Annotated in this window: 12 protein-coding genes and 1 pseudogene; 8 read left to right on the plus strand and 5 right to left on the minus strand. The window is 46.5% G+C overall.

The genetic code is table 11. The annotated features are described in order from the left end of the window. Positions 1 to 60 precede the first annotated feature (60 nt). The 6 genes from QUA33_RS08350 (at position 61) to QUA33_RS08375 (ending at position 10,546) form a co-directional block, all read left to right on the plus strand. Positions 61 to 639: a DUF6272 family protein gene (locus QUA33_RS08350; RefSeq protein WP_333147996.1), complete on the plus strand. Its 579-nt coding sequence runs from the start codon at positions 61 to 63 to the stop codon at positions 637 to 639. A 46-nt stretch (positions 640 to 685) separates the two neighbouring features. Then, complete coding sequence (locus QUA33_RS08355; protein ID WP_333097577.1) at positions 686 to 1,030, plus strand: slr1659 superfamily regulator; 345 nt, start codon at positions 686 to 688, stop codon at positions 1,028 to 1,030. A gap of 70 nt (positions 1,031 to 1,100) precedes the next feature. Beyond that, a complete protein-coding gene (locus QUA33_RS08360; RefSeq protein ID WP_333147998.1) occupies positions 1,101 to 2,576 on the plus strand; it encodes an adenylate/guanylate cyclase domain-containing protein in 1,476 nt (491 codons plus the stop codon). Between the two features lie 505 nt (positions 2,577 to 3,081). Continuing rightward, complete coding sequence (locus tag QUA33_RS08365; protein ID WP_333148000.1) at positions 3,082 to 7,911, plus strand: PAS domain S-box protein; 4,830 nt, start codon at positions 3,082 to 3,084, stop codon at positions 7,909 to 7,911. A gap of 164 nt (positions 7,912 to 8,075) precedes the next feature. Beyond that, positions 8,076 to 9,725 (plus strand): ABC transporter substrate-binding protein, encoded by a 1,650-nt coding sequence (locus tag QUA33_RS08370; protein ID WP_333148015.1) that lies wholly within the window; start codon positions 8,076 to 8,078, stop codon positions 9,723 to 9,725. A 161-nt stretch (positions 9,726 to 9,886) separates the two neighbouring features. Beyond that, positions 9,887 to 10,546 (plus strand): pentapeptide repeat-containing protein, encoded by a 660-nt coding sequence (locus tag QUA33_RS08375; RefSeq protein ID WP_333097574.1) that lies wholly within the window; start codon positions 9,887 to 9,889, stop codon positions 10,544 to 10,546. 276 nt (positions 10,547 to 10,822) lie between these two features. Here QUA33_RS08375 and QUA33_RS08380 read toward each other — a convergent pair whose 3' ends face one another. The 4 genes from QUA33_RS08380 to acnB all read right to left on the minus strand — a co-directional run bounded on the left by QUA33_RS08380 (position 10,823) and on the right by acnB (position 14,837). Beyond that, a complete protein-coding gene (locus tag QUA33_RS08380; protein WP_445243229.1) occupies positions 10,823 to 11,203 on the minus strand; it encodes a cupin domain-containing protein in 381 nt (126 codons plus the stop codon). 85 nt (positions 11,204 to 11,288) lie between these two features. Next, positions 11,289 to 11,702: a nucleic acid-binding protein gene (locus QUA33_RS08385; protein ID WP_333148002.1), complete on the minus strand. Its 414-nt coding sequence runs from the start codon at positions 11,700 to 11,702 to the stop codon at positions 11,289 to 11,291. A 35-nt stretch (positions 11,703 to 11,737) separates the two neighbouring features. Continuing rightward, positions 11,738 to 12,151 carry a hypothetical protein gene (locus QUA33_RS08390; RefSeq protein WP_333148004.1) on the minus strand — a complete coding sequence of 138 codons (414 nt, stop codon included), beginning with the start codon at positions 12,149 to 12,151 and terminating at the stop codon, positions 11,738 to 11,740. 70 nt (positions 12,152 to 12,221) lie between these two features. Further along, positions 12,222 to 14,837: a bifunctional aconitate hydratase 2/2-methylisocitrate dehydratase gene (gene acnB / locus QUA33_RS08395; protein ID WP_333148006.1), complete on the minus strand. Its 2,616-nt coding sequence runs from the start codon at positions 14,835 to 14,837 to the stop codon at positions 12,222 to 12,224. Between the two features lie 462 nt (positions 14,838 to 15,299). Between acnB and QUA33_RS08400 the strand changes: the two genes are divergently transcribed. After that, entirely contained in the window at positions 15,300 to 19,430 is a 4,131-nt protein-coding gene (locus tag QUA33_RS08400; RefSeq protein WP_333148008.1) for an EAL domain-containing protein, read from the plus strand. A 190-nt stretch (positions 19,431 to 19,620) separates the two neighbouring features. Further along, a pseudogene (locus tag QUA33_RS08405) lies at positions 19,621 to 20,692 on the plus strand (IS630 family transposase). A gap of 286 nt (positions 20,693 to 20,978) precedes the next feature. Here QUA33_RS08405 and QUA33_RS08410 read toward each other — a convergent pair. Further along, positions 20,979 to 25,538 (minus strand): PAS domain S-box protein, encoded by a 4,560-nt coding sequence (locus QUA33_RS08410; RefSeq protein WP_333148010.1) that lies wholly within the window; start codon positions 25,536 to 25,538, stop codon positions 20,979 to 20,981. Positions 25,539 to 26,725: the final 1,187 nt, after the last annotated feature.

Raw genomic sequence — 26,725 nt, forward strand, 5'->3', positions numbered from 1 at the left:
CTAAAGTTTAAAATATATTTAGTGATGTCCCTCATCTCAAACTTTAGCTCTCAAATGGATATGATTCAGATTTTAGGTAATTTCATCGAGCAGCCCGCTAGCCAAGAATACTTAATAATTGGATTTTCTCCTAGTTCGGTTCCTCTCAAGCAGCGGTGGCGGAACAATGGTTTGTCGGCGGATTTTTTGGCTGACTACCTGACGACTTTTTTCCCTGGCAAACAAAATGAACCCTCCACAATTGAAAAACAAGCTGAAATAAAAAGCGCTGTTAGCTACATTGCAAACGAGTTATTGGAAAATGCCATGAAATTTAATAATGAAACTTCGGAGTACCCAATCTACATTAAACTGCAATTAGAGACCGACGGAGTGATTTTCTCAGTTGCTAACAGTATCTCTCCGCAAGCTGTGGACAAGTTTCAGGCTTACATTCAACAGTTGCTGACCTCGGAACCCAGCGAACTTTACATTCAGCAGCTAGAAAAAAATGCTGCTGACGAAAGCTGCACCAATTCGGGATTGGGTTTGTTGACGATGCTCACCGATTATAGCGCCAAACTTGGCTGGAAATTCCAGACCATGCAAAAAGACCCGGAAGTAATTGCAGTGACAACTATGGTGCAATTAACAGTATAACCAACGTTGGCGATCGATAATATCTAAGGGACTTTTTTTTGTGACTATGGAAATTAATACAGAAGATTACCAAATCTGTTACGATCCAGCAACGGCAACCGTGAGTATTATTGGATCTCTAAGGCTGAGCGGGCCTGCCGAGTACGCACCAATAGCGCAGTTGCTGATGAAGGTTGCCGACGTGGAACCGACGAAAATTACCCTCAATTTGCAGCAGTTAGAATTTTTGAACAGTTCTGGCATCAATATGCTATCTAAGTTTATTATCCAGGTACGCAAAACAGCCAGGGTGCAAATGGCGGTACAAGGCTCTCAAAGCATAGGTTGGCACGGTAAATCTTTGAGGAATTTCCAACGCCTGATGCCTGGTTTGCAATTGGATTTTCTATAGAAAAACGATTACGTTTAGGGTGCGAGCTGTTGAGAAATTTTTTGTTAGTCGAGGCGCAAATTCTCGAGTTATGCTGGAAGAACAACCATCTAGAGAACAGCTACTTTTAGAGATAGAGAGATTGCGCCAGCAAGTGGAAGACTTGAAGGAGGAAAAAGCGGATCTGGAAATCTTGTTGGAAACTACTGCTCAACATTCCGATACCGTTGAAACTGAGTTACGATCTCGCGCATTCGAGGCCGTGCGCGAAGGCGAAATCAAGCTGGCTCAATTTCTCGAAGCGATCCCCATAGGTGTGCTCGTGCTGGATTATCAAGGCCAACCTTACTACGTCAATCACGCGGGACAGCAATTACTCGGTCAAGGAGTTTTGCCCTTAAATTCAGTTGAGGATTTGTCAGAAAGTTATAAAATTTATATTGCGGGAACTGAAAATATTTACCCTTTCGAGAATTTGCCGATCGTCCGAGCTTTGAGGGGCGAAAACGCGACTGCTGACGATCTGGAAATTCATCAACCCGAAAAGAAAGTTCCCCTTGAGATTTGGGGAACGCCAATTTTTGACGAGGGTAGAAAAGTTGCTTTTGCGATCGCTGTTTTTCAAGATGTCACGGAACGCAAAGAAGCTGAAGCCGATCGCCATTTATTTATTAAGAAACTATTTGACCTCAACCAAAATTTAGAAAAATCCCTGGATGCCGAATCAGAGTTAACTGATGCCTACGGTAGATTCGTGCCTCACCAATTTCTAAATTTGTTGGGATATGAAAGTATTATAGATGTCCATTTAGGCGACCAAGTGCAGCAGGAAATGTCGGTGCTATTTTCGGATATTCGGGATTTCACGACGCTTTCAGAAACTATGACTCCCCAAGAAAATTTTAAATTTATTAATGCTTATCTTTCGCGAATGGAGCCTGCAATTACTAGCAATAACGGGTTTATTGACAAATACATCGGCGATGCAATTATGGCGTTGTTTAGTGACTTTGCCGATGATGCAGTAAAAGCGGGTATTGCAATGCTAAATATCCTCAGAAATTACAACGAATACCGTCAAGGTGTCGGCTACGTCCCAGTTAAAATTGGAATTGGCATCAATTCGGGTTCTTTGATGCTGGGGACAGTTGGGGGTAAAAGCCGAATGGACAGCACTGTGATTAGCGATGCTGTTAATTTAGCATCTCGCATTGAAGGATTGACCAAAGATTACGGCGTACCTCTGTTAATTTCTCAGCAGACGTTGGAACGGTTGCGAAATCCAACAGATTATGCTATTAGGATTGTGGATAAAGTACAGGTAAAAGGAAAATCTCAATATGTCGTAGTCTATGAGGTATTTGATGCAGATCCGCCGGAAATTTTGTCGGCAAAGCTAGCAAATTTGTCTGTATATAATGAAGCTATGTTACTGTGCGATCGCAAGGAATTCCGAGAAGCGGGAAAATTATTTGAAGAGTGTTTGCGAACAAATCCCAGCGATCATGTAGCTCGCATTTACCTGAAACGCTGTCGGGATTGGCGCTCGCTCCTCAAAGGAATTTAAAGCAAGTTAGTCTATTTGAGATTTTAGATTGACTCCATATAGCCGTCCTCGCATCACTTGTGAATTTCTTACTTTCTCAGAGCGGGTTCGGGAAGGGTTGGGGTGGGATCAAAAAATTACGACTCCTGTAAGGATTGCTATATATCTTGAGAGTGACGACTGACCTCTGGAATCTGCCAAAGGTGTAAAATATAAACAGCTTTATACCTGTTACTTTTGGGGGTTCTCAAAAGAGAGCGGCTTAGGGCTCAAAAACCAGCGATGGGTAATTTGGTACGAGAACGGTGGCCAGCGCTGAACTTGTCTCAAAAAAAGTTGGCGGATGAATTAGGGATGACCTTTCCCCGATCGATCTTTGGGAAAACGGATACCCTACGCCTTCTCGCTTGGCACTCAAGCAAAGTTAGATATTGCTGGATGAGTTAGGTAATTTGCCAGATGCAACGCTTCGCGAATGCAGTCAGGCGCTGCGAGCAAGATATTTTTCGGATAAGGAGTACAAAGGGTGAGTTTAGAGGGAATCAACAGCATTTTCAGAGTTAGACTACTTCCCTATGGTGTGGCGACCCTCTCCGTGGCTCTAGCACTGGCGCTAACCCGATCGCTTTTACCGTGGATCTACCCAACCACGACACCCCTGTTTTTCATCGCGGTGATAGTGAGTACCTGGTATGGCAATTTCGGGGCTGGGTTACTGGCAACAATTTTATCCGCGCTGGCAATTAACTATTTTTTTATTGAGCCGTTCTATTCCTTACAGATAGTTAATGTAGAGACAATTCTTCGGATCGGTATGTTTGTGCTCGCGGCAGGATTGATCGCTTCACTCAATAAATCGTGGCGCACTGCTATAAAAAATGCGAAAGCAGCCTTGCAAAATTTACAGGCAATCGAAGTAGAACAACAGGTGCGCGGCGAAGCAGCACAAGATGCAGCGACTGAGGCAAAAGAACAACTAGAAACGGTACTTTCTAGCATCAACGATGGGTTTTATATCCTCGATCGCGATTGGCGCTACACCTATGCCAACGATCGCTACTGTGAAATGGTTGGAATGTCGCGGTCAGCGCTTCTGGGTCAGGGCATTTGGGAGCTATTTCCGGCTGCCGTTGATACCAATGCTTATGTGCAGTTTCATCGGGCAATGCACGAAAAAAGGCCGCTCCAGTTTGATTGTCTCTACTCGCCTTGGAATGGTTGGCACGACTATCGAATTTACCCTTCTCCCAGTGGACTGACCGTTTTGCTTGCTGACATTACCGATCGCAAGCAGGCGGAACTCCTCCTTATCGAGCAGAAACGACTGCTGGAGTCGATCGCGTTCGGACAGCCACTAGACGGCTGTCTGGCAGCCGTGTGTGACTCAGTATCCAGGCTGAATCCGGGTACCCGTGCGGGCTTCCTGCTAGCAGATGCTCAGGGGCTGACGTTTAACAGATCCATTACTCCAGACTTTCCAGCGTCTTTTGGTGAAGGACTCCAAGACGCTCCGATTAACGATTTGTGCATTGGAACCTGTGGCGAAGCAGTGTATAGCGGCCAGCCCGTGACCTGCGCCGACATTACCAACGACGATCGCTGGTCGCCAGCATGGCGAAATTTATGCGTGGCTCATGGCATTCTAGCCTGTCATTCTCAGCCCGTGTTCAGGCACGACAATCTACCTATGGGGTCGCTGATGCTGTGCTTTAGCGAGGCGCGGAGGCCGACGGATTGGGAACATAAACTCGCCGAGTTCGGCACCCAAGTTGCCAGCATCGCCTTCGAGCGCGATCGATCGTTCCAGGCGTTGCGCGAGAGCGAAGAACAGTTCCGACTGGCTTCCGAAGGCGGCAATTTGGGTTTGTGGTATTGGGATATAGAAACTGACACGCTGAGTTTTACGGACATAGCTAAAGCGATGTTTGGTTTACCCGTGGATAAGGCAATGTCGGTGCAGGTGTTTTTAGAAGCGGTGCATCACGACGATCGCCCGTTCGTTCACACCGTCCTCACTGAGCTAAAAGCGAATCAACCGCATACTGAAATTGAGTATCGGACGCTGTGGGCAGATGGCACCGTTCGTTGGATTTTGGCAAAGGGCGATTGCGCCTACAACGCTGATGGCGTCATAATTTCGACGCGCGGCGTATTAATCGACATCAGCGAGCGCAAACAAGCCGAAGAAGCGTTGCGTCAAAGCGAAGAACAGAGTCGGAACATTCTAGAAAGCATTGATGATGGATTCTTTTCCCTGGATGAGAATTGGCGTTTCACTTACGTGAATCGGTCAGCGGAAATTCTGCTAGATTGCACTCAGGGCAATCTGATTGGTAAGAATTTTTGGGAAGAATTCCCAGGACTCAATGGCAGCGAGTTTGAGCGGGTTCATCGGCGCGTGGCAAACGAGCGCGTGGCTTTGTCAGTAACCGCGTTTTATCCCGATCACGATCGTTGGTATGACGTTCGCACCTACCCTGCCGCGAACGGGATTACCATTTATTTCCGAAATGTTACCGATCAACAACTGGCCGAGGAGGTATTGCAACAACGAGAAGCAGAACTTCGTTTAGTCACCAATGCCGTGCCTGCCTTGATTTCCTTTGTAGACTCAGACCAGCGCTATCGCTTCAACAATCGAGCATATGAAGAATGGTTTGGACATCCGGCAGCGCAAATTTATGGCAAGCACCTTCAACAGGTTTTAGGGGAAACTGGCTATCAAGGGATTCGTCCTTATGTTGAGCAAGTCTTGGCAGGAGAGGAAGTGACCTTTGAAACCCAAATCCTCTACAAAGATGGTGGAATTCGTTATGTCAATGCGACTTATGTTCCCCGCTTCAATAGCCAGGAAAAAGTTGAAGGGTTTGTAGCACTGGTCAACGATATCACCGATCGCAAACAAGCCGAAGCCACACTACGGGAGAGTGAGGAACGGTTCCGGCTGATGGCAGATGCCGCCCCTGTGCTGATTTGGATGGCTGGCACCGATAAACTCTGTAATTACTTCAACCTCCCGTGGCTAAACTTTACCGGACGGACGATCGAACAAGAAAAGGACAATGGTTGGGCAGAAGGAGTCCACCCCGACGACCTCGATCGGTGTTTAGACACCTATGTGACTGCCTTTGATGCCCGTCAACCGTTCAAGATGGAATATCGCTTGAAACGCTTTGATGGCATATACCGTTGGGTTATGGATGAAGCTGTTCCTCGCTACGGATTGGAAGGTGAGTTCTTGGGCTACATCGGCTCTTGTGTTGATATTGAAGACCACAAGCAAGCTGAGGAAGCCCTGCGCCAGAGTGAATCCCGCCTCCGTCTGATCTTTGAAAGCGCCAAAGATTATGCCATCTTCACCCTCGACCTTAACGGCATCATTGCCAGTTGGAACTCAGGGGCAGAAAGGCTGTTGGGCTATACCGAGACAGAAGCTATTGGTTGCCCGAGTCGGACGATCTTCACGCCCGAAGATAACGAACAAGGACAACCCGAGTACGAGAGGCAAACGGCTCTACTGCAAGGGCGAGCAGAAGACGAACGCTGGCACGTCCGCAAAGATGGGAATCGCTTTTGGGCCAGTGGATTGATGATGCCCCTGCTTGACGAAGCGGATTGTCCGCAGGGATTTGTCAAAATCATGCAGGACAAGACCGCACAACGGCAAGCAAGTGAGCGACTGCAATTGCTGTATGAAACTACCCGCGATCTGATGCAGACAGAACAGCCTCTGGGGTTGATGGACGCGCTATTCCGCAAACTTGCAGTGCAACTCGATCTGCACTCTTACTACAACTTCATGGTGGAAGAAAAAGACAACCGCCGGATGTTGCATTTGAGAAACTATGATGGCATCTCTGAAGAAAGGGCGCAGGCGATCGCCTGGATCGAATTAGGGCAATATCTCTGTGGATTTGTTGCCCAAACGCAGCAGCAACTTGTCTTGAATCAAGCCGAACTCTCGACTCATCCGAATGCTAAAGCAGTCTCTGAACTGGGCATGACGGCTTACGTGGGTCAACCGTTAATCGCTCAAGGGCAGTTATTAGGAACGCTCTCATTTGCCAGTCGGACTCGGACACACTTTACGCCTGCAGAAATCGAGCTGCTGGGATCGACCTGTGACCAGATCGCGATCGCTCTGGAACGGGCAAACCTGAACGATTCACTCCAGCAGCAAGCGGAACAGCTAAGACAGGCAAATCGCATCAAGGATGAGTTTTTAGCGGTACTGTCCCATGAATTGCGATCGCCCCTCAATCCCATCCTGGGGTGGACAAAGCTGCTGCAAACTGGCAAGCTGGATGCGGCCAAAACTGCACAGGCGTTAGCGACGATCGAACGCAACGCCAAGCTGCAAGCTGAATTGATTGAAGATTTGCTTGATGTCTCGAAAATTCTCCAAGGCAAGCTCAGTCTTAATATTCGTCCAGTCGATTTAGCTTTAACTGTGGAATCGGCGATCGAAACTGTCAATTTGGCTGCTGTTGCCAAATCCATTGATATTCGGACTGTGTTAGATCCTCAGATCGGACAAATTTTGGGGGATTCGGGCCGTTTGCAGCAAGTTGTGTGGAATCTTGTTTCCAATGCGGTCAAATTCACTTCAGCCGGGGGGCGCGTTGAGGTGCGCTTAACTCGTGTTGGCAATCATGCTCAAATTACTGTGGCGGATACAGGGATTGGCATCGCACGGGAGTTTTTACCCTACGTGTTTGACTACTTCCGGCAAAAAGATGGCGCTACAACCCGCAAGTTTGGTGGCTTGGGATTGGGGCTGGCGATCGTGCGGCATCTAGTCGAACTGCACGGCGGCACCGTTGGGGCCCAGAGCCAGGGTGAAGGGTTAGGAGCTACCTTTACCGTCAGACTGCCCCTATCAGGGAAGGTAAAGGGACAAGAAAACTCTCTGGCAAGACTTTCGGAAGGATCGACTGCGGATGAACCGTTATCCGGGATGCGGATACTTGTGGTAGATGATGAGCCGGATATGCGAGAGTTGATTTCCTTTTTGCTAGAAGATGCAGGTGCAGAGGTTATGACTGTTGCTGTCCCTCAAGAAGTCCTCACAGCGTTGACTAATTTCCAGCCAGATGTCCTGTTGAGCGACATTGGAATGCCGGGGATGGATGGCTATATGCTGTTGCGGCAAGTGCGAGCTCTGCCGCCAGAACGGGGTGGGCAGATTCCCGCGATCGCCCTGACTGCCTATGCGGGGGAGTTTAATCAAAAGCAAGCTTTGCAAGCTGGATTTCACCGACATCTGGCAAAGCCGATCGAACCGGATAAATTAATTAAGACGATCGTCGCACTTGTTTGCAATAACACTCATGACCCCGCCAGCGATCGAGATTGAGCCGAAGGAGCTCAAGCTGATCGAACATGACCAAGCTTTTAAGTTGCTCTGGTTAGGCAGCGATATTTGTATTACAGGAGAATCTATCAATAAATCCGGTTTCTAGTTGAAAAGCGCGTAAGTCCTGATAATATAATCAATAATTTGGAGTTTCAAAAAAAATGATGGGAATTAACAAGCAGCAGCCTAGAATACATATAAAACCTTCAGTGATTAAATCGATAGCTCTGTTCTTTCTGTGCTGCTTGTTAACTGCAAGTTGTGGACAGGGATCGCGCCGATCGGTGAATGCGAGCGGCGAAAATGCTAATAACCGCATTACTATTGGCACAACCTTGAAATTGCGGACGATCGACCCTGCGGATGGTTACGAAACCTTATCAGGACAATTGCTACGCAATTTGGGCGACACTCTCTACACTTACAAGTCGGGAACTACTGAGTTAATCCCCCACTTAGCGACAGCAATGCCAAAAGTTAGCCAAGACGGATTGACATATACAATCCCCTTGCGTCAAGGCGTTATTTTTCACGATGACACACCGTTTAACGCCGCAGCAATGGAATTTTCCTTGCAGCGGTTTATCAAAAATGGTGGCAGTCCGGCTATGTTGTTGAGCGATGCAGTAGAATCGATAAAAGCCACGGGTGAATACGAATTAACTTTTCAACTCAAAAAGCCTTTTTCTGCTTTTCCTTCCCTGTTAACATTTTCCGGTATGTGTGCTGTTTCTCCGAAAGCATACGAGATTGGACAGGGTAAATTTAAACCCGATACGTTTGTGGGAACTGGACGTTACAAGCTGGCGAAGTACGGCAGCGATTCTGTCAAGTTTGACGTGTTTGAAAAGTATTGGGGGGAAAAGCCGGTCAATCAAGGAATTGACATTTTGTTGCTTTCTAGTTCCTCAAATTTGTTCAATACTTTTCAGACGGGTGCTGTTGATGTAGCTTATTTGTCTCTGGATGCAGACCAAGTTCAAAGCTTGGACGAGGGAGCAAAAAAAGGGAAATGGCAGGAAATCGCGGGGGAAAGCAGTACGGTTAATTACATAACGCTGAATACCAAGTCTAAACCGCTGGACAAGTTAGAAGTCAGACAGGCTATCGCAGCAGTGATGGATCGCCCGGTGATTAACGAGCGCGTACTGCGGGGACAAGCACAACCGCTTTACAGTCTGATTCCCACAAACTTCGACGTTCAAAAACCTGTTTTTAAAGAACTCTACGGTGATGCCAACACGACAAAAGCTAAGGAACTTTTAACGAAAGCGGGATACTCGGCCACCAATCCTTTCGTTCTGCCAATTTGGTATGCTTCATCTTCCACAAAACGAGCTTTAGTGGTGAGCATGATGGAGGCGCAAGCTAAACTCAAAATGGACGGGATAATGAAGGTAGAAATTAACAGCGTGGAATCTCCGACTTTGTTTCAAAACATAGAGAAGGGAATTTATCCTGCGGTTTTAGTGGATTGGTCCGCCGACTTTTTTGACGCTGACAATTACATCCACCCGTTTTTAGATTGTGCGACAGGTTCCGAGGCTGAGGGCTGCTCTAAGGGTCAAAGTCAAGGTCAGGGTTCGTTTTATTATAGCGATCGGGTAAATCAACTAATCGACAAGCAACGAAAAGAAGCAAATCCTGAAACCCGCAAAGCCCTGTTTGCCGAAATTCAAGACATACTGGGTCAAGATGTACCTTTTATCCCTCTTTGGCAGGATAAGGACTATACTTTTGCTCAGAACAGCATCACCGGGGTCCGTCTCGAACCGACGCAATCTTTTCCTTTTTGGTTCCTGAAAAAGCAATAATTCTTTACAAGAATTTCCCGCAGTTGAAACGTCAGTAATTATTGCATATTTTGTACACAATAGGGTGATGATTGTCACAGTTTATCAAAGAGACCGATCACCCTAACCTATTTAATAATGTGGGATATTATTAAAAGAGAGATATTGCTGAGGGTGGGTATATGAAACTTGGGATTTTAACAACAACAGGGCTGGTAATTGCGATGGGCTTAGCCTCGGGAGTAAAGGCAGAAAACGTATCCCACGTCAAGCAATTATTAGAAACTAAAAAATGTAACCAATGCGACTTGACAGGAGCGCAACTTGCTGGTATGAATCTGAGCGGGGCAGATTTGAGCGGTGCGAATCTCAGAGGTGCAAATTTGAACGGTGCAAATTTGGACGAAGCCAAACTGAATGAAGCAAATCTAAAACAAGCTAAATTGCAAGGTGCGAGTTTAATTGGGGCTAAAATGCACGGCGCTAATTTGGAGGGTGCTGATTTGAGCCGCGCTAATTTGAGTTTGGCGGGTTTAGTGATTGCTAGTTTGAAAAATACGAATCTCACCAGCGCTAATTTAATCGGTGCTAATTTAGAAAGCGCCAATTTGGCGGGTGCAAACCTGAGAAATGCTCGCCAGTCTATAGCGAATTTAGCGAATGTCAGCCTCAGAGGTGGCAGTTTGTCGGGAATAGACGTACAGGGAGTCAACTTGCGGGATGCAAATTTGACCAATGCAAATTTGAACGGTGCAAATTTGAACGGTTCGGACTTGACAGGTGCTAATTTAAAGAATGCCAATATGGCAAATGTAGATTTGAAAAACGCTTCTTTGCCGTAGGACGATCGCCACTTGCTATATCAACTTCTCGTGCTTAACAAACTTAATATAATAACGTAGGGGCAATTCTGAAATTGCCCCTACAGTTTTAATTGTAGGATTTATCTTGTTCCCGATCGCTGCGTAGGTCAATCTATTTTAGATTTTAGATTAAAGAATTGAAGCATTGAGCCCACAGATAAATTCGGGGGCTTGTATCCTGGATGCTTTGCGTCATGGTTCGGTGTGCGAAGCTTTTCCCTGGCGTCTGCGATTGCTTCATATTTGGATCTAGGATCAATCTTCCTCGTGACTATCTTGGGCGAAGCGGATAATGTCATCATCGCCGAGGTATTCGCCATTTTGGATTTCAATCATCACCAGGGGAATAACGCCTGGATTTTCTACGCGGTGAGCAGTATTCATCGGAACGTAGGTTGACTGTTTCTGCATGAGAATTGTCTCTTTGTCGTCGCAGATAACTTTAGCGGTACCGGAGACGACAACCCAGTGCTCGCTGCGGTGATAGTGCATTTGGGTGCTGATGTGGTGCCCCGGCTTGACTTCAATGCGATTGATCTTATAACGATCGCCCGCGTCTATGACTGTAACTTGGCCCCAGTAGCGGGTTTGTGTGCGATCGTCAATTTTTTCTATTGTGTCCACTATTTCCACCATGCTGTTTATCTCGCTAACGGTGTCTGTAAAAATATCTGTAGTTCAAAGTATAGCAGGGATAGGGTAAGTGCGATCTATTTAAACATCACTCAATTAGCCGCCACTCGCGAGCATCCACAAATTGCGACAAATGCCCCACATTTGTTGTAGCAATTACCACCTGATTTCCTTCACTAGCCTCCAATATTGCTTGAGCCGCCAAAATCACATCCCCGTCAAGTGCATTGGCTTCTGCGGTTGGTCTTCCTCTCATTCTCGCTTGCGCCCACAACTGAGCGGCCAAAAGCATTACTTCTGTAGTCAAAGGACGATATGTAAGGACATTCTTGAATAGGTCAAGTTTTCTGATACCTCTCTCTTTTCCCGCTCTAATCAATTCTCGCCGCACCTCATAGTCAGCAATTTCAGGCAGGATTACCATTTCGCCATTTTGTAGTAAGGAGTCTAGCCAAAGTTGGCATTCCAAATAAGGAGGTTTGGCTTGAGGGTTTGTTACCATCCCTAATGGGCCAGAATCCAAAATAATTATTCTGCTCATTGAAACAATGGTCGATTAGACATCCGATCTTCATTTATCACTTGTTCTAGATATTCCGCAGTTTCTTTTTGCTCTTGTTCGTCATCCTCTTCTCGCCACGATCGCAATAATTCAATTGCACCTTGATTTCTTTGTATCCGTTCCTCCAGCGACAGTTTAGTAATGTCTATTTTCTCAGATGCCTGGGGAGGCTCAGACAACACTGGCTTTATTGTCACCGTTTCCATAAATAAGCGCATCATCTGAAGTAAATTCGGCCAATATTCTCTAGGAGTTTGCTGAATAACGCGGAGAAATTCTGCTATGGGCTGGCTTAAGGGGCGATCGCTCTCTTTGTCTTCAACCGTAGGAGTTTCGGGCGCGGATTTTACTGTTCCTTGACTTTCGCTGCTTAAAACTTGTTCTGACATAATTACTTTTTTCCTTTCTCTCGTTTACTCATATTATAAATAAAAGGCGGGCAATTGCCCGCCACACTTTTTACTTGCTCAACACACCATCAGGAATCCCCAAAATATCCTCAATGCGAGGCATATCTTCCAAAGCAATAACTCTGCCTTCATCCTCAAAACCTGCAATTTGATCGAAATTCAAATAGCGATACAAATCACCCGCAAAAGGATCGATTCTCTTCGACACAATGTCATTGTATTCTTGGACTGTAGGAATGCGACCTAACAGCGAACAAACGGCCGCCAATTCCGCCGAACCGAGATAAACTTGTGCATCTTTGCCCATGCGGTTGTTAAAGTTACGAGTAGAAGTTGAAAACACCGTTGTCGCATCTTTAACCCGCGCTTGATTGCCCATACACAGACTGCAACCAGGCATTTCTGTACGCGCTCCAGCGGCTCCAAAAATGCTGTAATAACCTTCTTCTTTGAGTTGCTGTTCGTCCATGCGAGTTGGCGGACAAATCCACAGGCGAGTTTTCACTTCCCCTGCACCTTCCAACACCTTCGCTGTGGCGCGGTAGTGACCGATATTTGTCATGCAAGAACCGACAAATACCTCGTCAACGCGATCGCCCGCAACCTCACTCAACAACTTAACATTATCAGGGTCATTGGGAGCAGCCACAATGGGTTCTGTAATGTCGTTCAGATCGATTTCGATGATTTCAACGTATTCCGCATCAGCATCCGCCTCCATCAGCACCGGATTTGCCAGCCATTCCTCCATCTTTGCCACCCGGCGCATCATCGTCCGCGCATCTTGATAGCCCCGCGCCACCATGTTTTTCAGCAGCGCGACATTGGAGCGAATGTACTCGGAAACAGTCTCTACGCTCAATTTAATCGTGCATCCAGCGCAAGAACGCTCGGCAGAAGCATCGGTCAATTCAAAAGCCTGCTCGACCTTCAAATCGGGCAAACCTTCAATCTCCATAATCCGCCCAGAAAAGACATTCTTCTTATTCTGTTTCGAGACTGTCAGCAAACCTTTTTGAATCGCCACATAGGGAATTGCATTCACAACATCCCTGAGCGTTACTCCTGGCCGCAATTCACCTTTAAACCGCACTAATACCGATTCCGGCATATCCAAAGGCATGACGCCCAAGGCAGCAGCAAATGCCACCAGTCCCGAACCAGCAGGAAAGGAAATTCCCAAAGGAAAACGAGTGTGAGAATCTCCACCAGTTCCCACTGTATCCGGCAATAACATTCGATTCAGCCAGGAGTGAATAATGCCGTCTCCCGGCCGCAAAGCGATGCCGCCCCGCTGTGACATGAAATCGGGTAATTCATGGTGAGTTTTGACATCAACTGGTTTGGGATAAGCGGCGGTGTGGCAGAAACTTTGAATTACCAAATCGGCGCTAAATCCCAAACAAGCAAGTTCTTTTAATTCGTCCCGAGTCATAGGCCCGGTAGTATCTTGCGAGCCGACTGTTGTCATGACTGGTTCGCAAGATGTACCGGGACGAACGCCGGACAAACCGCAAGCTTTGCCTACCATCTTTTGTGCTAAAGTGAAGCCTTTGCCCGTATCTACTGGGATTGTGGGACGGGTAAAAATAGTGCTAGGTTCTAGTCCTAAAGCTGTGCGGGTTTTGTCGGTTAAAGTTCGTCCAATTAATAGCGGAATTCGACCACCGGCACGAACTTCGTCTATAATTGTGTCGGGTTTGAGGGTGAAGGTGGAGATGATTTCTCCGGCTTCATTGGTGATTTCGCCTTTGTAGGGGTGGATGGTAATTACCATTCCTGTTTCCATTTTGGAGACATCACATTCGATCGGCAATGCGCCGGAATCTTCAGCGGTATTGAAGAAAATCGGGGCGATCGCACTTCCTAAAATATAACCGCCACTGCGTTTGTTCGGCACAAACGGAATATCATTGCCAATGTGCCAGAGTACGGAATTAATCGCCGATTTCCGTGACGAACCGGTACCGACAACATCACCAACATAGGCTACGGGATGACCTTTTTGCTTCAAGTCTGCAAGGGTTTGCAAAGCTCCTGGCATCTTACTTTCGAGCATCACCAAAGCGTGTAGGGGAATGTCCGGCCGCGTGGTAGCATGAGGTGCAGGCGATAAGTCGTCAGTATTGGTTTCTCCAGGAACTTTGAAGACTGTAACGGTAATCGTTTCTGGCAACACAGGACGACCTGTAAACCACTCGGCATCCGCCCAAGAATCGACTACCTGCTTGGCGTAGGGATTAGTATCAGACAAAGCTATAACGTCGTGGAAAGCGTCGAATACTAACAACGTTTTGCTCAGTGCCCGGGCGGCGGTGGCGGGAATGGCGATTTCGGCAGTGGGGTTGAGCAAATCGATTAAAGATTGGACGTTGTAACCGCCCATCATTGTCCCCAGCAGGTAAACTGCCCATTTGGGAGCAATTAGGGGGCTGTGGATTTCGCCTTTAGCAATGCCAGTTAAAAAACCAGCTTTGACGTAGGCGGCGCTGTCTACGCCTGGGGGGACACGATCGCGCAATAATTCTATTAACGTTTCTTCTTCTCCAGCCGGCGGATTTTTCAGCAGTTCACACAGTTCCGACGTTTGCTGGGCGTCTAGCGGCAGCGGTGGAATTCCCAAAGCGGCCCGTTCGGCAGCGTTACGGCGGTAAGATTCAAGCATTTCTCCTCTCTCCTCGGATAGTATTCGGTGGTTGTTTGTAGGTGACTTTACTTTTTAGATTAGGAGCTTCCGCTGCACATTGGGTAAAGTACCTCGCTCTTATCAAAACTTAACGCAACTTTAAAAACAGTAGATTGTCATACCAAAGACAGATGTGGTCTTTAACGAGAGAGCTGCGTATCAAACTTCAGCCGAGCAGTTTAGGGGCGTTCAGTTGCATAGTTCTGGTTAAGATTAATGTGTTGTGGGCTACTGTAGATCGTCCTCTGCATCTGAAATCGTCATTTACCAATAATCTAGACTGTTTTTAGTTCGTAGTTTGAAACCCTTGATTGTCCGTTGGTAGCTCGATTGGCGAATCGCCTTGAAACTTTTATTCTACGAATGCTAATTAAAAACCGTCCGCAGTATTGATTGACCACAAGTTTAAAAAAGTTGTCCTGCTAATGGATCGATTAAACAATGGAAAGTTTTATCCCTGAAAAGTCTGAAGACTGTCACGGCTGGGCGTCCAAGCCAGACTTGTACAAAGAGCTGCAAGGAACCAAAGAATTACTGCTGACGATCGCCAACTCGATGCCACTGCCCCTGATCGTCAGCAGTCTGGCGGACGGCACAATTCTTTATAGCAATGATTTATGCCGTCAGGCTTTCGGGTTCACAGGATTCAAGTCGATCGACCGCCAAAAAGCCGAAATGCTCTACCACAAACCTGCAGATCGCCAGGAATTGCTGTTGCGGCTCGCCCGCAACGGACACGTCCGCGAGACAGAAGTCCGGCTTAAAAAAGCTGACGGCACGCTGTTTTGGGCAAGTGTATCGATGCGGTATCTGACATTGGTGTCGGGGAAAGCTGTTCTGTCGGTGTTCACCGACATTACCGATCGGAAACGAGTCGCCGCCAAGGAGCAGGAATTGCTCACCTCAATCCACTCGCGAGCCCGCCAGCAAGCGGCCGTCGCTTACTTGGGGCAGCAGGCCCTGGCAGAAACAGATTTGTCCGCACTGATGGACAAAGCTGCGGTTTTAATTGCTCAAACCCTGGACGTTGATTATTGCCAGTTGTTAGAACTGTTGCCCTCTGGTCATGCTTTTCTGCTGCGAGCGGGGGTTGGCTGGCAGCCGGGCCTCGTCGGCAGCGCTACTGTTGCCGCTTCTGCTCGATCGCAAGCAGGTTACACATTGCTAGTGGGCGAACCGACAATCGTCGAAGATTTGCGGGTGGAAACGCGCTTTAGCGAGTTGCCACTGCTGCACAATCACCGGGCTGTCAGCGGCGTTACTGTGATCGTTCCCGGCAATCGAGGACTGGGGAGGAACTGGGGACAAGCAGAACCAGCGAACAGTTCCTCCTCGCCGGCCTGGGGCATTTTGGGGGTTCATACCAGCCAAGGGCGGGTTTTCAGTCAAGATGACGTTTATTTTGTAGAAGCAATCGCTAACGTATTAGCTGCGGCGATCGAGCGCATTACATCGCAAGAGCGCTTACAAATGATGGAACGGGCGATCGAAAGTTGCAGCAACGGCATTGCAATTACCGACGCAACCGTAGCAGATAATCCAATTATTTATGTCAATCCCAGTTTTGAGCGGATTACTGGTTATCGCAGAGACGAGTTAATCGGGAAGAATTGCCGATTTTTGCAGGGGACAGACACTGACAGCCCCGCTGCCAAAGAATTGCGAATTGCGATTGAAGAAGGTAGAGAATCTCAAGTTATATTACGCAACTTTCGGAAAGACGGCACGCCTTTTTGGCACGAACTGTCGATCGCTCCGGTTTACAACTCGCGGCGACACTTAACCCACTTTATTGGAGTGCAAACAGACATTACCGACCGCCAGCGATCGGAAGAAGAATTATTTTTAAATTCTCAAGCTTTAGCAGCTTTTAGCGCTAATCTCAAACACTTGCACCGGATTACAACTTATCATTATCAAAACTTTGAAGAACTGGTTGACGATTATCTAACAGCAGGCTGTTTGATGTTTGGACTTTCAAGGGGCATCATGGCTGAAGTTGACAACGAGACTTTTATTGTTCGAGCAGCTAAAACAGAGTTAGAATACTTAGTGCAAGGTTTAGAATTGAACCTCAGCGATACTTACTGCGCGGCAGTCATTAAACTTAACAAAACAGTTGCGTATTCTCATATAGGAGCAGATATTGAGATGCGCGAACATCCTGCTTATCACAACTGCCACGCGGAATCTTACATTGGAACGCCGATATTTGTTAACAATAAAACTTACGGCACTTTGAGTTTTAGTTCGCCAGAAATCAAGAAAAGAAAGTTCAAGTACGAGGAAATAGAAATTATAGAATTGATGGCTCAAAGTATTGGAAAAATTCTGGCGGTTCACCAAATGGAACTAGAACGCCAGCAAGCTGAAAAAGAGCGATGCGAGTTAATAGTATCTCTCAAAGAAAGTGAAGAACGCTATCGCCGTTTAGTAGAACTATCTCCCGAAGCGATCGCCGTTCACAGTCAAGGGAAAATCGCCTACATCAATGCTGCCGGCGCGAAACTCCTCGGTGCGAGCTCTCCCGAAGCGCTCATGGGCTTTCCAATATTGCATTTCGTCCATCCAAACTATGTAGAAATAGCCACAGAGCGCATTCGGCTAGTCGAGACAGAAAATCAGCCACTCGATCTTGCCGAACAAAAACTGATGCGGCTCGACGGACAAATAATAGACGTTGAAATGGCAGGCATCCCCGCTACTTATCAAGGCTCGGCGGCCGGCCAGATTATTATCCGAGATGTCACCGAGCGCAAGCGAGTAGAACGGCAACTGCTGCACGGCGCTTTTCACGATGCGCTGACGGGTTTGCCCAACCGGGTTTTGTTCATTGACAGGCTAGGACAAGCCATCCGCCGCTCCAATCAGTCCCCCGATTACAAATTTGGTTTACTTTTCCTAGATTTAGACCGCTTCAAAGTAGTTAATGATTCTTTAGGACACGTTTTAGGCGACAAATTGCTAATCGCCCTTGCGGAGCGACTGCAAACCTGCGTCCGGGTTTCTGATACCGTCGCCCGGCTCGGAGGAGACGAATTCACCATCCTGCTAGACCATATTCAGAGTCTCAGCGATGCCACCCTCGCAGCTAAAAAGATACAAAAAGAACTGACGAAGCCGTTTCATCTCGAAGGGCACGAAGTATTTACCACCGCTAGCATTGGCATTGTTTTCAGTCGAGGCGAAGCCACCGCCAGTGGCGCATCAAATTCGTACACTCACCCGGAAGAATTCCTACGCGATGCTGACATCGCTATGTACCGCGCTAAAGCTTTGGGTAAGGCCCGCCACGAAGTGTTTAATTTGGCGATGCACGACCAAACTATGTCGCTGTTGCAGTTAGAAACTGACTTGCGGTTGGCTATTTTGGGCAAGGAGGAATTAGGAGAGAGCAAGAATCAATGTTCGCACTTTATTGTGCACTACCAACCAATTGTTTCGATCGCCAGCGGTGCGCTCGAAGGTTTTGAGGCCTTGGTGCGCTGGCACCACCCAGTTCGAGGTTTAGTTCCGCCGTCTACTTTTATCCCTGTAGCTGAAGAAACAGGTTTGATCGTGCCTCTGGGAGTCTGGGTGTTGCGGGAAGCTTGTCAGCAATTGCGGATTTGGCAAGAAATGTTAACCAATGAACAGGGAAGGAGTCGAATAGAAGTCGGAACAAGACCCTTCCACTCCCTTCGGCTTCACTCAGGGCAAGTCGCTCAGGCTAACCAGAAGGAAGAAGGCGCTTCGACTTCGCTCCGGGTAACAACAGGGAAGAAGGGAACGGGCAATGTAGGGGATTTAACTGATGTAACAGATACAGGGAATGAGGAACACGAAACTTTTAGTGAGCGTAGTGCCAGTATTGGTCACAGGGAAGAAAGAATCGGTAAAAAATTACCAATTCCCAGTTACGAATTCCCGATTACCGATTTCCACTCATCTATTACCAATTCTCAATTCCCAATTACCAATACTTCGGCTACGTACAGTACCACTTCCCAGGTACCAATTCCGAATTTTAAATTACCCATTATCGATCCTTCGCAATTAACAATGAGCGTCAATCTCTCTCCTAAACAGTTAGGTATGCCGAATTTAATCGACGAAATCGATGAGATTTTAGCAGAAACTGGCTGCGATCCGAGCTGTTTAAAATTGGAGATTACTGAAAGCGCGATCGTGGAAAATGTGAAGAAAGCCAATATTGTGCTAGCCCAATTAAAAGGTAGAAATATTCGATTGTCGATCGACGATTTCGGTACTGGCTATTCGTCTTTGAGTTACTTGCACCGTTTTCCGCTGGATACACTGAAGATCGATCGATCTTTTGTAAGCCGCTTGGGGGCTGTCGAAAATGGTGACGACGGGGGTCAGCCTTTGCAGATTGTGCGGGCGATCGTAACTTTGGCTCACAATTTGGGATTGAATGCGATCGCCGAAGGTGTAGAGACAGGCGAACAGTTAGCACAGCTTCGAGAACTCGACTGCGAATTAGCTCAGGGATATTGGTTTTCTAAACCTTTGGACAGTTCTACCGTGACAGAAATCCTGATAAATCTCGGTAATCAAGCAATTATGGACTGAGTGAGGTACAGATTGGTAAATAGTGCGTCACCGTGTGAAGACATTTTTGCTAAAAACTCACAATCTCAAAACTGATGCACCAAGGAATAAATGGTGCATCAAAATTAATTTTTTGGTGACGATAAAATCTGTTATACCATTTTTTTAAAGATGTGATAGACTTATGTAAGAAGTAAAGGAGCCAATGAAAATGTCTGGTCGCCCCAACATAAAAATTACCGAATCTGTAGAATATTTGCAAATAATTCTTAAGAAACAAACAAGAATCCTTGCCTACAATAAAGTACAAATGCTTTATTTATTCCAATCGAAACAAGTATCAACTGTGCGAGAAGTAGCAGCAGTTTTAGGTAAAGGTGAGGCAACAATTCATCGCTGGCTCTTTCAATACAAACAAGGCGGCAAGCGAAAATTTATTAAAAAATCGGCAGGTTTTTGGTCGCCCAAAAAAGTTCTCAGTTGAAGTAGCCGCTTTATTGCAACAAGAATTGAGAGATCCTGAAGGATTTCGCAGTTACCAAGAAGTTCGGTTATGGCTCTGGTTAATCAAAGGAATAGCCAGTAGTTATTCGGCTGTATATTCTTTAACTAAAGGTGAATTAAAAAGTAAATTAAAAATTCCGAGACCTCGAAGTATCTCTCAAAAAGCTACGGCAATTAATGACTTCAAAAATAGCTTGCACTACCAAATAAAAGCTTTGCTGGAGACAGCTTCACCTCAAGTAAACAAATATAAAAAAGTCAACTTTTGGTGCAGCGATGAAACTCGATTAGGCTTGCATACAATTCGGAGGCGAAAGCTAACGCTTTTCGGCGTAAAGCCTATGGGGAAGCACCAATGGAAATTTGAGTGCTTTTGGCTATACGGGGCTGTATCGATTTCTACTGGCAAAAGTTTTTTTTGGGAGTTTTCACATTTAGATAAAGTTTGTTTTGAAGCATATTTGCAACTTTTGTCAATACAATATCCCGATGAATTACACATCATTCAAGTCGATAATGCACCCGCTCATAATTTAGACTCATCTGACTTACCAGACAATATTATTTTACTGTTTCAACCTCCGGCTTGTCCCGAAGTAAATCCCACAGAGAGAGTGTGGGAATATCTCAAAGATTTCTTAGCTTGGTCGGTGTTTAGTAATCTTGATGAACTTCGCACAAAAGTTCAGGAAATTTTAGCATCTTTCACCGCTCGCGTCATTGGATTTCTCACCGGATGGTCTTGGATTTTACAGTCTTTATCTCTATCACATCTTTAAAAAAATGGTATTAGCATCGGAATTATTAATCTGCGTGAATCCGCGTTAATCCATTGTCATCTGCGACCATCAATTATCTTTTTAAAACCGCAGATAAGGGCAGATAAACACAGATTAACGCAGATGAATTAGATTAATTCCGGTTGCACAGTCGGTGATTGTTGACTATTGACTGGATTTTATGAAGACAATACTACCGGATTTGAGATGGTTTAAAAGTACCAAACTGACGCACAGTAACGCTTTTGCAATTGCCAATTGCCAATTACAACTTACCAATTCCCCATTAACAATTAGCTTTGAGGGGAATCTCGATCGTCAATTCTGTACCCTGTCCCGGAGAAGAAGTGCATTTGAGCGACCCGTTGTGTCTGTCTGTAACAATTTGATAGCTAATCGACAAGCCCATCCCAGTGCCTTTACCCACAGGTTTAGTGGTAAAAAACGGGTCAAAAAGCCGAGTGCCGACTGTCTCCGGTATGCCCGGCCCGTTGTCAGAAATCCGAATGATTACCTTGCCCGCTGGGGATATTTCAGTGCGGATGCGGATGTGGCTCGGCTGTTGTCGCATTTCCTCAGCAGAACGGCGCTGATCCCGTTCTTCCAAAGCATCCAAAGCATTGCTCAAGATGTTCATAAATACTTGATTTAACTGGCCGGCATAACATTCTACTAAGGGAAGTTGAGCGTATTCTTTAATCACCTGAATTTCTGGATGATTGTGTTTAGCTTTGAGCCGGTGCTGCAAAATCATCAGGGTGCTATCTATGCCGTCGTGGATGTTGACTGCTTTCTTTTCGGCTTCGTCCATGCGGGAAAATGTGCGGAGAGAAGCAACAATTTGCTGAATTCTGTCTGCACCGACTTTCATTGAAGAAAGCAACTTTGGCAAGTCTTCCATCAAAAAGTCGAGTTCAATTTTGTCTACTTCCTGTTGAATTTCCGGGACGGGATCGGGATAGTGGTTTTGGTAAAGTTCGATTAGGTGCAGCAAGTCTTGGGTATAGTCCTTGGCGTGGCTGAGATTGCCGTAAATAAAGTTAACTGGGTTGTTGATTTCGTGGGCGACTCCTGCGACAAGTTGACCGAGACTTGACATTTTTTCATTTTGAATTAACTGCGATTGAGTGCTGGTTAATTTCTGCAATGTTTGCTCTAATTCGCGAGCTTTATTGCGAGTTTGGGCGTAAAGATCGGCTTGGTTGAGAGCGATCGCCAATTGAACTGTAACCGCTTGCAATAATTCTATTTCGCCCTCACTCCAGGGTCGCACAGCAGCAGAGTGGGCGCAGGTAATAACGCTCACTACCCCCGAAAGTGCCTGCATCGGAATTGCCAACACAGATCGGTAGCCCAGAGAGTTAAGAGACCTTATCCAAACTGGGTCTGCGAGCGCTCCGACATCATCGATTTGCAGCGTTTCTAGACGCAACATCTGTTCTCCTATAGTGCCGAAGTCAGAAGCTTTATAGCAACCTATTAAATCGGGAAGTTCTATTCTGCGAGATTCTTGAATGATTTCCCAAAAAGCCTCTTCTTGTTCGCTGCGGTACCAGGAAAAATAGCACCGATCGATCTGCATGAAAGCCCGAATTTCTTGGACGGCGACAGCAATAATGCTGTCGAAATCGAGGGAATTGCGGATTTGAGTCGTGAGGTTGTTGAGCAATTTTTCTCGCTCTGCCTGCTGTCTGAGTCGGGCTTCCGATCGCCTCAAGGCAATTTCTCCCCGCTTGCGATCGGTAATGTCTTCGGTGACAGCTAATAGATATTGCGGTTTGCCATCAGCATCGAGTATTGCTGTTTTCTTGGTATGAAATATCAGCGTTTCTCCCTGCCTCGTTTCAATCTCTTCTTCGGCGATTTCTACAATTTGTCCGTTGTTTAGCACTTCCCGGTCTTTGGCGGTGAAAAAATCAGCTTGTTCTGTTGGGAAAAAGTCGTAATCATTTTTGCCGATCACTTCTGCTGCACTCAAACCGAGTAACTTTTCAGCTACTGGGTTCCACAGTACAAATCGCAGTTCTTGAGCATCCTTGGCAACCACTCCTACGGGTATGGTTTTGAGCACTGATTCCATAAACTGTTGGGCGTGTTGGAGTTCTGCTTCTGCCTGTTTGCGATCGCTAATATCTCGGACGTTGGCAATGATGTTGAGATTACCGTTGAGATGAATTCTGGATAGGGCAATTTCTGCATCAAAAGTTGAACCGTCGTTGGGACGCCTCGCTTTCCATTCCACGCGACCTGTTTCGCCGGCTAATACTCTTTCCCAAAGTTTTCCCATTTGTTCAATGGGATTGTCGCTACTTGAATAGTCGTTTTTAATTGATAATTTTGTTGCTTGTTCTGGAGTAACTCTGTACATTTCTAACATTCGATTATTGAAATCGAGAATATTTCCTTCTAAATCGTGAATCAAGATAGCATCGTAGACATTGTTAAATATGGTTCTCAAGTTTTGCTCGGAAACTTGCAGCGCTGCTTCTGCCTGTTTGCGATCGCCAATTTCTTGTTCTAATTGCGTGACTGCTAGGGAAAGTTCGGCAGTGCGATCGCTCACTCTGTCTTCTAACTCGACTGCTGCTTGCCGCAGAGCAGCTTCGGCGGCTTTGCGATCGGTAATGTCGATCGCCGTACCGAACAGTTTTACCACCTTGCCGTTCACATCGGTTTCGGCTTTGCCCAGGGCGTTCACGTGTCGCAAGATGCCGTCGGGACGGTACAGGCGAAAGTCAAAATCAAAAGGGATGCCTGTTGCGAGTCCCTGTTGCACTTGAGTTTGCCACAATTCCAAATCTTCTGGATGAATCAGAGCGACCTGTTCGGCTAAGTTGGGTGCAAAGGCTGCCGGTTCGAGCCCGAAGATGCGGAAAAGTTCTTCCGACCAAGTGAGGGTTTCGGTGGCTGCGTCGAGTTCCCAATTTCCGACGTGGGCAAGTCTCTGGGCTTCTTTTAGCTGCCGCTGGCTGTTGCGGATGGCGGTTTCGGCAACTTTGCGATCGGTGATGTCGAGCAGGACACCGCAAAATACTATGTCGCCGTTCTCGCTGCGCGTGGGCATTGAGTCGCCTTGCCACCAGCGAATCTCACCGTCGGGCTTGACTAACCGTCCTTCGTAGTGCCAGGGACAAAGATTTTCTACGGCTTCGTTGACGGAAGCGAGGTGGCTTTCCGAGTCTTCGGGGTGGATGCGAGAAATAAATGTACTTAAGTCTCGCGTCATTTCTGCTGCTGTGACGCCCGTGAGATCGAAGATGCGATCGCTCATGTAGTCCACTCTCCACACTCCCTGGCTGCTGCAAAATTGGAACAGAGCTCCGGGGATGGTCGCCGCGATCGTCCTGAACCTGGCTTCGCTGGCCGTGAGGGCGGCAAAAGTCTGGCGCAGTTCTGCCGTGCGTGCTTCTACTCTGCGCTCTAGTTCTGCGTTGGCGTGTTGTAAGGCTGCTTCTGCTCGCTTGCGATCGGTAATGTCGGTGGCTGTACCGGTCGTGCCGAGGAAGTTTCCGGTTTCGTCGTAGAGGGCAATGGCGTTAAACATTAAATGTTTCATGCTGCCGTCTTTGGCGATTTGGGTGGTTTCGTACTGGAAAATTGATTCTCCGGTTACCAGGCGGGCGAAAACTTCTAAATCTTTCTGGCTTTGTTCTGGTGTCACAAAGTCGGAGAACGGCCGACCGATCATTTCTTCTGGTTCGTAACCGTAAATGTACTTAACTGCTGGGTTGACGAAGGTGTAGTGCCCGATCGCATCGACAGACCAAATCATGTCTTGAGATGTTTCTACCAGGCTGCGGTATTTGGTTTCGCTGGCTTTGACGGCTTCTTCTGTTTTTTTGCGTTCCGTCATGTCGCGGGAGACGCCGACAGTCATGACGATTTGGCCGTCTGCGCTGCGGATCGGTGTTTTGACGGTGCTGAACAGCCGCACTTCTCCGTCGTAGCGCGTCACCGGTTCTTCGGAAATTTGCAGAGTCTGTCCGGTTTCAAATACGAAGGTGTCATCTTTGACGTACTGGAGAGTATTGTCGGGATCGGCGAAAGGTGCGTCTACGATGTCTTGAAGTTCCTCTTGAGTCATGCCGTAATAATCGCGGAATGCTTGATTTGCCCAAACAATTTTGGATTTCGGGCCTTTGACTAATACCATATCGGCGATCGAATCGAGAATTTGGTGATATTTTTGCTCGCTGTCGCGGAGTTTCTGCTGCGCGGATTCGATTTCTGCTATTTGCCTCTGGGTTTGCAAGTGCAGTTCGGCTTGGTAGATGGCAACTGCTAAATGGTCGCCTACTTGTTTGGCAAATTCGATTTCGTCTTCTTGCCACTGGCGGGGTTGACCGCAGGAGTGAATGCACAGCAATCCCCACAAATGTTTCCCCTGCAGTAGGGGTACAACTAAGTTGGCTCGGATTTGAAACCGCTTGAGGATTTTGAGGTGACAAGGGCTCAACCGGGCTTTGTAGATGTCCGTGACTGCTTGAACGTATCCTTTGGTGTATTTAGCTGCAAATTGTTCGCCGAAACAGTAGTCGCGGATTCTTGCTCCCAAAGATGGGCTGTATTGGGGCAGTACGTCTTCGGACACTATTTCGCCCTCATTCCCTTCGGATTCGGGAAAAAAGCGGTAGACTGCGACTCGATCGGCATTTAGGAGTTGCCGAACTTCGGTGGCTGTGATTTTGAATATTGTTTCTAAGTCTAGGGATTCACGAATTTTGCTAATAACTCCCATCAGCGCTTGCAGCTTTTTGAACCAGGTTTGAGACTGCGTTTGTCTTTCTAGGTGAGCTAGTTTCTCGCGCAGGTTGGTTACTTCGTGATACAGGTATTCATGAAACATAATGCTTTTTCTTTAGTTATTTTGCGGTTTGGTATCGAGGTTGATAGCATCTCAATAGCGCTCTGCAAGTTGAGCCTGGTAACTCAAAAAGGCAAAGAACATATTCTCCTCATTCTGCTAGCACTTAGCAGCTACTCACGCTGCATTTCCGTATTTTTTCGAGGTTTGGAGGTCGATCGACCATTTTAGCTCCCGTATATTTACTGAAAAAGGGGCATAATTTGCTACTTCATTAAGTATCAATTATTGAGAATAATGCTAACAAAACTTACACATAAACCCGGTTTATTAACGTAATCAAGTCAGGGAATCTCCGAAAGTGGAACGAAGAAACTCGGTTCCATTGCGCGATCGGCAGGAGCATCTCTGACTAATTTTGACATTTTTTGGCTCGCCTTCGGTTGCAATTGTCACCTTTTTATTATTACCGAAAACTCTAGCAAGGGTTTCTTTGTTTTGGCGAACGAATATCCTGTTGGGTTCGCCTCTATTAAAATTTGTCTAAACTTAGACCATCGGCTTTTCTAGAGTTTTAAGTAATGCTTAATTTATCTCTCCTAAATTAGATTTTTTACAGCCTTTACGTTAACCAGAAGTTTGAGATATTTTTCCTTGCATTCTCATTTTTTTATGTAATGAATAGATTTTTTTTTAAAATGATTAAAATTCACCGAATCAGAGGTTAGTTTTCTGTCAAACAGTTGAGGTAGTTGCAGGCTTTGGTTAAATTGGCTCAACTCAAAGGCGATTTCCTACCGCAACGGCCCCGAACGCGCGTTCGATAGCTCCGCACGCGCGGAGACTGTTTGCCGGATTTTTGTGATTTTTGACAACTGTAAAAATTTTTAATAATACAGATATTCACGGTATCACATTTTTGGGTAAAATAAAGGTATTTCAAGCTCGATCAATAGAAAGGTCGATCGCGCCGATTAAAGTTTGGGCAAAGTAATGATAAATTTCGTATAAACTCACATTTCACTTTCTACCTTTAAAATGCCACCGTGTTGTTGGGCAATAATATCGCGAGTGAGAGATAAGCCAAAACCAACAGCCGAATCAGTGGGTTTATTAATAAAGAAAAGATGGCAGATTTTTGCTTTAATTTCTAGCTGGGGGGGTGACAAAGAGGTCTACGAGATAGACTGTATAAGAGTTGCAGCCCGCATACCTTGTTGATAAAAGCG

Source organism: Microcoleus sp. Pol14D4 (assembly GCF_036701245.1).
Classification (GTDB): domain Bacteria; phylum Cyanobacteriota; class Cyanobacteriia; order Cyanobacteriales; family Microcoleaceae; genus Microcoleus.

What these genes read in the sequence shown, in the direction of transcription:
- QUA33_RS08350 (WP_333147996.1), top strand. Translation starts at nt 61, where the DNA reads ATGATTCAGATTTTAGGTAATTTCATCGAGCAGCCCGCTAGCCAAGAA.
- QUA33_RS08355 (WP_333097577.1), top strand. Translation starts at nt 686, where the DNA reads ATGGAAATTAATACAGAAGATTACCAAATCTGTTACGATCCAGCAACG.
- QUA33_RS08360 (WP_333147998.1), top strand. Translation starts at nt 1,101, where the DNA reads ATGCTGGAAGAACAACCATCTAGAGAACAGCTACTTTTAGAGATAGAG.
- QUA33_RS08370 (WP_333148015.1), top strand. Translation starts at nt 8,076, where the DNA reads ATGGGAATTAACAAGCAGCAGCCTAGAATACATATAAAACCTTCAGTG.
- QUA33_RS08375 (WP_333097574.1), top strand. Translation starts at nt 9,887, where the DNA reads ATGAAACTTGGGATTTTAACAACAACAGGGCTGGTAATTGCGATGGGC.
- QUA33_RS08380 (WP_445243229.1), bottom strand. Translation starts at nt 11,203, where the DNA reads ATGGTGGAAATAGTGGACACAATAGAAAAAATTGACGATCGCACACAA.
- QUA33_RS08385 (WP_333148002.1), bottom strand. Translation starts at nt 11,702, where the DNA reads ATGGTAACAAACCCTCAAGCCAAACCTCCTTATTTGGAATGCCAACTT.
- QUA33_RS08390 (WP_333148004.1), bottom strand. Translation starts at nt 12,151, where the DNA reads ATGTCAGAACAAGTTTTAAGCAGCGAAAGTCAAGGAACAGTAAAATCC.
- acnB (WP_333148006.1), bottom strand. Translation starts at nt 14,837, where the DNA reads ATGCTTGAATCTTACCGCCGTAACGCTGCCGAACGGGCCGCTTTGGGA.
- QUA33_RS08400 (WP_333148008.1), top strand. Translation starts at nt 15,300, where the DNA reads ATGGAAAGTTTTATCCCTGAAAAGTCTGAAGACTGTCACGGCTGGGCG.
- QUA33_RS08410 (WP_333148010.1), bottom strand. Translation starts at nt 25,538, where the DNA reads ATGTTTCATGAATACCTGTATCACGAAGTAACCAACCTGCGCGAGAAA.